The sequence below is a fragment of the Paenibacillus sp. 01L418 genome (assembly GCF_056400045.1).
Genome location: NZ_JBFTSN010000243.1, coordinates 1 through 9,637, shown reverse-complemented (window position 1 = coordinate 9,637; position 9,637 = coordinate 1). Strand labels below are relative to the sequence as shown.

General features: G+C 41.9%; 14 protein-coding genes and 1 pseudogene. 8 read left to right on the top strand and 7 right to left on the bottom strand.

The annotated features are described in order from the left end of the window. Positions 1 to 43 precede the first annotated feature (43 nt). Positions 44 to 1,246 carry an MFS transporter gene (locus AC1DSE_RS23130; RefSeq protein ID WP_477510117.1) on the bottom strand — a complete coding sequence of 401 codons (1,203 nt, stop codon included), beginning with the start codon at positions 1,244 to 1,246 and terminating at the stop codon, positions 44 to 46. Positions 1,247 to 1,481: 235 nt separating this feature from the next. Between AC1DSE_RS23130 and AC1DSE_RS23125 the strand changes: the two are divergent. Continuing rightward, positions 1,482 to 1,665 (top strand): annotated as a pseudogene (locus tag AC1DSE_RS23125) (IS256 family transposase); the annotation flags it as partial. Between the two features lie 95 nt (positions 1,666 to 1,760). Here AC1DSE_RS23125 and AC1DSE_RS23120 read toward each other — a convergent pair. Then, positions 1,761 to 2,135, bottom strand: a complete 375-nt coding sequence (locus AC1DSE_RS23120; protein WP_477510118.1) for a winged helix-turn-helix transcriptional regulator — start codon at positions 2,133 to 2,135, stop codon at positions 1,761 to 1,763. A gap of 375 nt (positions 2,136 to 2,510) precedes the next feature. Between AC1DSE_RS23120 and AC1DSE_RS23115 the strand changes: the two genes are divergently transcribed. Then, positions 2,511 to 3,110 (top strand): DUF4352 domain-containing protein, encoded by a 600-nt coding sequence (locus AC1DSE_RS23115; RefSeq protein ID WP_477510119.1) that lies wholly within the window; start codon positions 2,511 to 2,513, stop codon positions 3,108 to 3,110. Positions 3,111 to 3,470: 360 nt separating this feature from the next. On the opposite strand, the gene AC1DSE_RS23110 is transcribed toward AC1DSE_RS23115, so the two are convergent. Together AC1DSE_RS23110 and AC1DSE_RS23105 are read right to left on the bottom strand one after the other, a co-directional pair. Continuing rightward, positions 3,471 to 3,638, bottom strand: coding sequence for an aspartyl-phosphate phosphatase Spo0E family protein (locus AC1DSE_RS23110; RefSeq protein ID WP_477528248.1), 168 nt, complete (start codon positions 3,636 to 3,638; stop codon positions 3,471 to 3,473). 210 nt (positions 3,639 to 3,848) lie between these two features. Beyond that, positions 3,849 to 4,022, bottom strand: coding sequence for a YjfB family protein (locus AC1DSE_RS23105; protein ID WP_076268202.1), 174 nt, complete (start codon positions 4,020 to 4,022; stop codon positions 3,849 to 3,851). 190 nt (positions 4,023 to 4,212) lie between these two features. Here AC1DSE_RS23105 and AC1DSE_RS23100 point away from each other — a divergent pair, with 190 nt between their 5' ends. Further along, a complete protein-coding gene (locus AC1DSE_RS23100; protein WP_441883064.1) occupies positions 4,213 to 4,380 on the top strand; it encodes a hypothetical protein in 168 nt (55 codons plus the stop codon). 136 nt (positions 4,381 to 4,516) lie between these two features. Continuing rightward, positions 4,517 to 4,768, top strand: a complete 252-nt coding sequence (locus AC1DSE_RS23095; protein ID WP_076268203.1) for a DUF3892 domain-containing protein — start codon at positions 4,517 to 4,519, stop codon at positions 4,766 to 4,768. Between the two features lie 65 nt (positions 4,769 to 4,833). On the opposite strand, the gene AC1DSE_RS23090 is transcribed toward AC1DSE_RS23095, so the two are convergent. After that, on the bottom strand, positions 4,834 to 5,562 hold the full coding sequence (locus AC1DSE_RS23090; RefSeq protein ID WP_477510120.1) for an MBL fold metallo-hydrolase: 729 nt from the start codon (positions 5,560 to 5,562) through the stop codon (positions 4,834 to 4,836). A gap of 132 nt (positions 5,563 to 5,694) precedes the next feature. On the opposite strand from AC1DSE_RS23090, the gene AC1DSE_RS23085 reads away from it, so the two are divergent. The 3 genes from AC1DSE_RS23085 (at position 5,695) to AC1DSE_RS23075 (ending at position 7,060) form a co-directional block, all read left to right on the top strand. After that, a complete protein-coding gene (locus AC1DSE_RS23085; RefSeq protein ID WP_076268205.1) occupies positions 5,695 to 5,898 on the top strand; it encodes a hypothetical protein in 204 nt (67 codons plus the stop codon). Positions 5,899 to 6,067: 169 nt separating this feature from the next. Next, entirely contained in the window at positions 6,068 to 6,631 is a 564-nt protein-coding gene (locus tag AC1DSE_RS23080; RefSeq protein ID WP_076268206.1) for a stalk domain-containing protein, read from the top strand. 120 nt (positions 6,632 to 6,751) lie between these two features. Further along, the gene (locus AC1DSE_RS23075; RefSeq protein ID WP_076268207.1) at positions 6,752 to 7,060 is read left to right on the top strand and encodes a DUF1292 domain-containing protein; all 309 of its coding nucleotides are present in this window, start codon (positions 6,752 to 6,754) and stop codon (positions 7,058 to 7,060) included. 77 nt (positions 7,061 to 7,137) lie between these two features. Here AC1DSE_RS23075 and AC1DSE_RS23070 read toward each other — a convergent pair whose 3' ends face one another. Beyond that, the gene (locus AC1DSE_RS23070; protein WP_076268208.1) at positions 7,138 to 7,554 is read right to left on the bottom strand and encodes a DUF1885 family protein; all 417 of its coding nucleotides are present in this window, start codon (positions 7,552 to 7,554) and stop codon (positions 7,138 to 7,140) included. 131 nt (positions 7,555 to 7,685) lie between these two features. Continuing rightward, on the bottom strand, positions 7,686 to 9,155 hold the full coding sequence (locus tag AC1DSE_RS23065; protein WP_477510121.1) for an aminotransferase class I/II-fold pyridoxal phosphate-dependent enzyme: 1,470 nt from the start codon (positions 9,153 to 9,155) through the stop codon (positions 7,686 to 7,688). A gap of 175 nt (positions 9,156 to 9,330) precedes the next feature. On the opposite strand from AC1DSE_RS23065, the gene AC1DSE_RS23060 reads away from it, so the two are divergent. Next, positions 9,331 to 9,637 (top strand): MFS transporter (locus AC1DSE_RS23060; RefSeq protein WP_477528247.1); only part of this gene is annotated, 307 nt, incomplete at its 3' end.

Genomic DNA, 9,637 nt, shown 5'->3' with positions numbered 1-9,637 from the left:
ATTTAAAGCTGGAGCATTCGGCCTGCTACTTCAAACACTTAGCTTAGCTCTCCAAAGAAGTGCTTTTGTGAACGCCAGCTTTGCTTTTATACGCCCGCGTTAGCATTTCCCTACAAGTCAGCAATCCGACGCCGCAGGTGAGAAGAACATAAGGCATTAAGGAGAAGGAGACGTGCGCAAAAAGTTGTCCAAGCAATGGTGCAACCAACGTAGTACCGGTATAGGCAAATGCCATTTGCATGCCCATAGCCGCCTGTGCGTTATGCTGCCCAAAATAAATGGGCGTTTGATGCAGCATGGATGGATAGATCGGCGCAAGCCCTGTCCCAACAATAATGAATGAGATTAATGTGAAAATCGTCGGAAGCGGCAACAGCATGATAAAAAATCCGAAAATCATAAGAAAGGTTCCAAGGCGAATCAGCGCCTCATTGCTCAACTTAATAGAGATAAAGCCGCTTAACATCCGTCCGGCCGTGATTCCCAAGAAAAATAAGGATACCCAACCTGCAGCGCTTTCAGGCGAAATGCTTTCGTTTTTCACCAAATAACTTGATCCCCATAGCATCATGGAAGCTTCCGTTGAAGAAACCAGAAAGAACGAAAACATCCCAAAGATAGCACCTTTTGTTTTCAGCGAAGCGAGCAGTCCTGGCTTCTCTTTGGATTGCAGATCTTCGTTAGCCGGCTTCGTTGACGGGCCTTCAAATTTCCTCCACATTGGAAGAGAAAACAGCAGTAACATAACTAATGAAAACTGTACCATCGATATAGTAAAATATCCGCTTCTCCACGTATTTCCCCACAATACGAGCGTAGACAACAAAATAGGGCCTAGCATAGCTCCAACACCCCAAAAACCGTGCAGCCAGTTCATATGTTTGGCTTCATAATGCTCGGCCACAAACCTATTCAGTCCGGCATCAACGGCTCCGCCCCCAAGACCAAGCGGAATCGCAAAAGCCAATAACCAAATGAAGGAAGGCGAAAGCGAAAAACCAAGTAGTGCAGCGGCAGTCATGGCGACACTGATAATCGTTACCTTGCCTGTACCAATGACCCGAATCAACTTGTATGAGAGCAAGCTTGAAATAATGGTGCCTATGGAAATAATACTGGATGCAATTCCCGCATTTCCGATGGGAACACCCAAATCCGTATTCATGATGGGCCAGGATGAACCAAGCAGGGAGTCGGGCAATCCAAGGCTGATAAAGGCCAAATAAATTAAAATAAGAAAAACCATGTCCATTCTCCGTTGTGTTAAATTATTTTGTGGTCCTGCGAATATGTTTTTATAATTCTCCTTTATTATTTTTAAATAGTTATTTTAATTATTTTAATAAGCTACGAAATAAATATATCTCATGTTTGTATGAGAGTCAATACTTGAATATTGGACACGGGATGAATACTTTACCGATTCAAATGGTTTTTTGGCAAGCTCCTAATGGGGCCAAGACATCCTTCTTGTCTGCGTGGCGGAACTGGATCGATTTGTGGAAGAATGGGGAACGTAAAGCCTGTTACTAGTGAAGTCGTGGGGACAGAAATCGAGAGGAGCTCTCGACCATCTTTGCCTATCTGCTGGAGCTGCGCAAGCTCATCTACACGAACAAATTGATCGAGGGATACCAGCGGGAGCTGTTAAAAGTCGCTAAAGGTTATATTTATTAGTTGAMAGTCTCTTGAAAATTGAAAAGAGGTGTCACAGAGCCATTTTCATAGCTTTTGGGACAACCTCTTTTCTTCGTGCGCATTTACATCGAAAGCGGAATTGTCGCCGCCTGCGCGGCTGGTATGCCGTTTTTTTCTCCCCATTGGCACATGATATCCAGTACCGGAATAATCGTTTGCCCCAACTCGGTCAAGGAATACTCAACTTTGGGAGGGATTTGTGGGAATTCCTCGCGGCTGACAATGCCGTCTGTCTCCAACTCTTTTAACATCACGCTTAATGTTTTAAAGGATATAGTGCCGATTTTCCGTTGCAGCTCATTAAACCGCATGACCTTGTTTTCGGAGAGCCAGTACAGTATGGTCATTTTATATTTGCCGCCAATAACAGACAATGTGTAGCCGAAGCCAGTGTCTTTGGGTTGAATGCCAGACGGTACACAGTTTTCAACCTGCATGGGCTGTTATCCTCCTTTTGAGATATTCGACGAAAAAGGCAGGTGCTGCCGCGTCTCTATGCTAAGAATTCGCTTTCTCTGTAATTGACAATTCGCTGAAAAGTCAACCTGGGAGCAATAAACTTACTATACCATTTCGAAACGATTAGTTCAAAACACTCAGGCAGTAAATAGGTGCTTGATATAGCAAATGAGAAACTTCAACAATTACCATTTTATGGATATTAAATAGAGCAATTATTAAAAGTATTTTTTAGAAATCTATTATAGGTATCAATTACTTGAAAAAGAATTGACGTAGTATTACAAATATTTCTAAGACAACCCTTAGAATTTGTGGTAATATGTAGAAAATTGTTGAAGGGGGAAAGTTTGATGAAAAAAGTTCAAGTCTTTACATTACTCGCACTCATATTGCTTGTTTTATCAGCATGCGGGGGATCACAAACAAATAATGCAGCCAAATCTTCGAATAACAATCAAGCAAGCACGGTGGATAGCAAGGAAACTGAGGCTACTGAAACACCCAAAGAAACAGAAACTCCGCCTACGGAGGAACCGAAAGAAGCATCCTTCAAGCCAGGTGATAAATTCAAATTAGGCACTTGGGAAATTACCCTTGAATCATTTGAGTTTAATCAAAAAGTGAGTAGTGATATGTTTTCCTCAAGCGCTGATGAAGGCAATAAATTTATCGTATTAAATTATAATGTTACCAATAATGGTAAAGAGGCAAATGATTTTACTGCAATGATAAATGGTATTCGAATGAAAGCTATTTTTAAAGGCGAGTATGAATATGATTACACTGTAACTATGATCGATGGAGATTTGAGTCAAAATAGTATTAAACCATTAGCGAGCAAAAAAGGTTTTGTTGTAATCGAAGTTCCAGACTCGGTAGCTAGTTCCAATGAAAGTCTTGTAATTAAGCTTGAAGATGATGGGGAAAAAGCTCAAATCGTTTTAAAATAGTAGAAACAAGCACCCAGTATTGTGGGTGTTTTTTTATCCCGAAAAAGCTAACTTTAATCGCGGCAGTTGATTGTTCCATTCTTTTAAGAAAGAGCTGCGCCGAGCATGGTAAGGTAAAGTAGTTAATTAGAGGAAGCAGGAGGGAAATCAAAACAGGGAAATCGAATAGTGTTGTGGCAGTTAGGATCGTGAGCCTTATGAGGTGAAGAGGAGTGTGCTGCAAAATTTTGATTAGGTAGGAACACGTTCAGAACCCTTGCATAGCAAGGGTCCTTTTTATTTTATCTCCACAATCAGACCTCCGAAACGTAATTTCATATTCTTCCATGCAATATAAGAAAACCTCTTCATGCGAAAGGGCTAATTTGAATGATTGGCTAAACATCCGGAATATTGATTTAAGAGAAAATCCAGTTCTTGGCTAATTTTGAGAACAGCTTGATCTGTAAAATTATTGCACGCGCCAAATATCTCGACCATTTCAGCTCGTACTTCTTCAATTCTTTGTTGATAAAAGCAAATGTTCATCATAATCCCTCCAACTTTTCATTTGTTAAATTAAGGATAAACGAAGGTTGTTAGAATTTTTTAACAATGAGATTAGGATAATGTTAGTTTTCTGAACAATCTCAAAGAAGCAGGCCTTCGTATTAGATTAACTAAACCAATCAGTTTCATTTGAAACAGTTTCAAGATGGAAAACCCCCAAGTAGCGATTTATGCCTTTGGGGGTTCAGTTTAAACTTGTATATCGATGCTTTGGCCTAAATGAGGTTGTGCTTGTTTCATCATTTGAACCATATCCTGCGCTTGCTGCGTAGCTTGTTCCTTTGCTAAAGACATGACACGGATGCTCGCTGCAAGTGCTAAGCTGTTCTGATTCATCGCAATTGATGCTGCTGCTATATCCATAATACACCTCCTTACTCCATTATCGGCAAAAACGATCAACTTCTTTACAATAAATCGTTGCCCGCTAGAACTGCTCTGATATGCTGCTTAAAGCTATTTCATGCGACCTAATTGTGGATTTAATTTAAACAATACTAAAGGCACGATTAACAGCATACGATGATAGAAAGCGCGCAGGAGGCGGTTGCTGTTGGCAGCAGAGTATGCCTATTTAGCCATTTGGCTATTGGGGATGTTTGGAATTATCGGCATTGTTATTGGTTCTGTAGCAAATTTCGCAATACATGATTCCTTGTCGCATGACGAGCAGTTTGTTTGGCGAAGGAAAATTCCAGCTGACGCAATCAAAAGAAAATAAAAACAAAAATCCAGCGTTCGCTCCTCATGCGATAGCGCTGGATTTTTTTTGTAAGCGATGGTGCATAATTATTGCACACGCAAGGCATGATAGTAATTGGCTGTACATTCTTATCAGTTGAGAGGGGCTAACAAAGATGAGTCACGAGGTTGGCGGACAAGATACTAGGGAGCAAATTGTTGCTGTACAAAAGGATGGAGACGGTGATCTTACCGCATTCAAAACGAATAGCGGCCGAGTGCTTGACTATGCAACGGCACTTCAAGAGGTACAAGCAGGTCATATTGCAGGGGTAAATGCCTTTAAAGGAAAAGATGGCGACATCTATATCCGAGGCGACGCAGATGGAGATCCAACAAACAATTTGGATCAGCTTCCAATGTTCTAAATGAAATGTTAACTACATTAATAAAAAGGCGCCGCACTTCTTAGATGTCGGCGCCTTTTTTGTATTTAGTTGATCTCATAGCTTTCATGCTGCCTAACAATTCGCATATGGCCGGTTAAACCTTCATATTGCTCTATGGTGTCTCCGTAATGCATAAGCCATATTTTACTTTGAATAGATTCAGGAAGGCTTAGAAGCTCCTCCAGGCTTGCGTGAACAACAGCTGGCGCTTCAAGCTGGCAATCATGGTAAATAGTCGTTACGCCATCATCAACTAATTGCTGAAGCAGCTCTGGATCAAATCGCATGTCGGCAGAGTAGAAGAAGCTGTTGTTAAAAATAAAGGAATAGCTTGGCTTATTAGGAATATGCTTCGTTTGCAACAGCATAACAGTCAAACCAGGATGAATTTCAAATTCGTTATTTGGCTGAATCGGATGGACCTCGAAAAAATCCTCAAGCTTGGTTAAAGGATCCTGCGTTAAACCTCCGCGAAGCGTTTGCTCCCAAAGCGGTTCAACTAACGACTCTGCTATGTATAGGACAGGCTTTCGATTATATTTAAACATCATTTGAAAGGCGTATTCTTCTAATCCACCTACATGGTCCCCATGAATGTGACTGATGAGAACAGCATCCAGGTCAGAGAAGGCCAGTCCTTGTTGATGTAAAGCCTTCGGTAAAGTGATTCCGCAGTCTACGAGCAATCGGAAGCCATTCACTTCAATAATAGCGTTATTATTATCGTATTTTTTGGCAAAGGCACTGCCTGTCCCAATCATTTTTATTTTCATGAATCACACCTCCTCAGCTTTCTATATTGTTTAATGTACCAAATTTAAAATATATCTGACAAATAAAGATGCACATTCGCCCGTGTCTACATACAATGCTAAAGCGATACGTACAGTGGAGGCGAACAAGTGATGAGCAAAGGAAAAGGCAAAGTTGTAAAGAAGAAACAGCCGGCAAGCGATCGGAAACAGTATAATTATAAACTTGTACTTTCGGATACCTGTGCAGTATGTAAAACACCGTGTACAAGAGGGATGGCATACCTTGCAAGAATGAAAAATCCTGGTACAGTCGGCAAAGGTGTTCCTTGCATTTTAACAAGAACGTATGGGTAATTATTATTTCCACTTTAATATTTCCCAGGCAAGCGCAGGTTTCAACAGCATTTGACAATAATGGTTAAGTTGTAGTATGGGATTAAAAATGTTTCATAAAACGCGCAACTTTGCTCGGGTTGACGAGTATAACCTTTCATCCAGGCTATCGGATGGAGGGCTTACAACTATGAAAATCAGAAAAATCGTTATTCTGCTTCTGCTGCTATCTCTATGGGGTGGATCGATGATGTTCGCAGACTCAGCTATACAGAAGGTTCGCGTTCTCATTAACGGAGATGATCAGGATGACGGTGGAATAATGACCGATGGCAAAACTTATTTGCCGCTTCGTCAATTAGCCACATCTATGCAGGCCATTGTGGAATGGGACAATCAAACGAAAAAAGCGACCGTTTATAAGCCTAACGTGCATATGTTTCTGTTCCAAAATAATGCCGTATTCGGAAACGTAGCAAAAGGCTATCAAGCGAAGTTTAAAGTGTTTGCCCAGATCGATAACTTGATGACGGATATTGTAGCCGTCAAGGTTTCCATTTTCGATCCGAATGGTAAAGAGAAAGTGATTCAAACGGAAAGTGTCAAAACATCAAAAGATAATTTCTGGTTCGCTACAGAAGATATCTCATATAAATTCGAATCTAGCGGGAAATATCCGATTCGTTTTTACCTTAAGCTTAAGGGCTCAGATGAGTGGACTGTTGTTTCAGAAAAACTAATTTCTTCTTTGTAGTCATCAAATGGTCTACCTAAGGCGCTCCTTTTCTTCATAGGGGCGTTTTCGTTTGACCGTTGATAGAGTGTCATGTTAATATACGATAGTCTGTAAACATTATTGAAATGGGGTAATAACATGAGCGAACATCAGCATGGCGATGATTGCGGCTGTGGTGAAGACCACGAGCATGAAGAGCATGTCTTTATCGTGACTGACGACGAGGGCCAGGAACGTGAAATGGTCATGGTTTATACGTTTGAATCCGAAAGCCAAGTTTACGCTGTATTGCTGGATCGCAACGATCCAGAAGCAGACGGCGTTATCTTCCGTATTGAAGAAGAAAACGATGAGTCCTTCCTAGTTGGCATCGAAGATGATGCGGAATGGGATCGCGTAACAGCGATTTATGAAGAAATTGCTCGTACGGAAAGCGAAGAGAACTAGTTCTCTTAAGCTTTAAACGATCAAGTACTAAAAAAACGATCTGCGAGTTTCGCTTGCGGATCGTTTTTTTTATTAACTTATTTGCGTGGATTAAAATAAATCGTTCTTCCATTAAACATTGTCAGCTCTGCCTTCAACTGCTTAGCTATATATTTGCATAGTTCATTTGCTTTCGATTTGTCTCCGTGCGTAGCTTCCTCTGGTAACACGACTTGAACGCAAGGGACGTTTTGGCCTGCTGCGCTTGCCGTTTCGCCGGGTCCAAAGATGATATGTTTATAAAGGTGGTTAATACCCTTTAAATAAAACCAACGATCATCATCCTTCGATTCGATCGTATAAGGAAATGCGGCTTCGGCATAGTCCCAATCCAATTGCGAGCCGGTAAGGCTTGTTTGCTCCCGGTAACCTATAAGCTCGTTCTTAATTTCTTGCAGCGTCAGTTTCTCCACGGATGATCCTTGCACAAATTTGATATAAGCGCTTTGACTCATCGCATCTCACCTCTGCCAACATCATAGCATGCTCGAAATAGGTTGACAATAAGTGGTATTCCGTAAAAATAATTRGAAAAAACCGACCTCAGGATTTCTATAAGATTCCTGAAGATCGGTTTTATTATTTATTATGAAATGGCTGTTTCTTCAACGATTACTTTAACGAACTCGATGCTGCGATCTTCCGGCCCCTTGACAGGCAATCCGACTTGGACATGATCCACGATATAATCGATATTTTTTTGGGTAATGACTTCGCCTGGCAGCAGAATCGGGATGCCTGGCGGGTATACATAAATGAATTCAGCAATGATTCGGCCAGCTGATTCTTTGAACGGAAGAACTTCTGTCTCACCGTAAAACGCATCACGAGGCGTTAAGGACAGCTGTGGAATATCTGGAATTTTGACCACTAATTCACGTGCTTCAGCGCCTTCATGGAAATGTTCAGACAATCCACGCAGGGCAGTTAACAATTTAGACACGGAATCAGAGGTATCTCCAGGCGTAACTAAGCAAAGAATGTTATACATATCGCTCATTTCAATTTCCACATTATAGTTGTCGCGCAGCCAGTTCTCCGTTTCATATCCTGTGATGCCAAGGTGGCGAACATGAACGGAAACTTTAGTTGGATCGAAATCATAAGTAGCCTCATCGCCGAGAATTTCTTCTCCGAAGCAATATAGACCTGGGATTTCATTGATTTGTTTGCGTGCGGATTGAGCAAGCTCAATCGCGCGCTCAGCGATTGCATGTCCGTTCAAAGCAAGGTTTCGTCTAGACGTATCAAGCGAGCCTAACAAAATATACGAGGTCGACGTTGTGGTAAGCATGCTGATAACGGTTTGAATACGATGCGGGTTAACTCTTCCTTTGCGCACATTAAGAACCGAGCTTTGCGTCATAGAACCGCCGAGCTTATGAACACTTGTCGCAGCCATATCCGCGCCTGCTTGCATCGCTGACATTGGCAGCTTCTCATGGAAATGAATGAGTACGCCATGTGCTTCATCCACGAGTACAGGGATATCAAAGCTATGAACGAGATCAACGATCTCCTTAAGATTGGCGCAAATACCGAAATAGGTAGGGTTGATGACAAGCACGGCCTTTGCATCCGGATGGCGCTCAAGCGCTTTACGGACGGAGCGGGTCGTTATGCCATGATCAATACCTAGGTTATTGTCACGGGCTGGCGAGATGAAAACTGGTCTGGCACCTGCAAAAATAATGGCGGCCATAATGGATTTGTGAACATTACGAGGCACGATAATTTTGTCCCCCGGGGCACATACGGTCAAAATCATCGTCATAATTGCGCCGCTTGTTCCTTGTACAGAGAAATAAGTATAGTCTGCTCCGAAAGCGTCAGCAGCTAGCTTCTGCGCTTCCTCAATAACGCCGGTTGGCTGATGCAGGTCATCAAGCGGTGCTATATTGATTAAATCGATCGACAACGCGTTATCGCCGATAAATTCGCGAAATTCGGAATCGCTGCCTAATCCCTTTTTATGTCCGGGAATATGAAACTGAACGGGATCCTGCTCCGCATGCTTACGAAGCGCGGTGAAGAGCGGGGTTTTATTGTGATCCATCGCTTTCATCCCTGCCTTTCTTTAAAGTTTACAAACAAAGTTGAGTATAGCAAATACAGGGGGGAATGCAAGCTTCATTTTTGAGATAGGAGCATCATTTTCAATTTGTTCTTCAATTGTTCATACATGTGTGATAAATGGATATGGTAACATAGGTTGGTGGAGGGGTTGTATTATGAAAGATAAACGAATGCTAATTGTAATGGCTACTTTAATGACAACATTTATAGGGTTCGGCATTATCATCCCGGTTATGCCAGAAATTATTCAAGCCGCAGATCCGAGCAAAGCGGAACTCCATACAGGTTGGATGCTTGCTGTTTATTCTGCAGTTTCCTTTTTCTTATCACCATTTTGGGGAAGCTTGTCCGACCGTATCGGCAGACGGCCGATTATTTTAATAGGGATTATTGGTTTTGCCGCAAGTTTCTTGTTATTTGGTTTATCGTCAGGAAACCTAACGCTCATGTACCTCTCAAGGG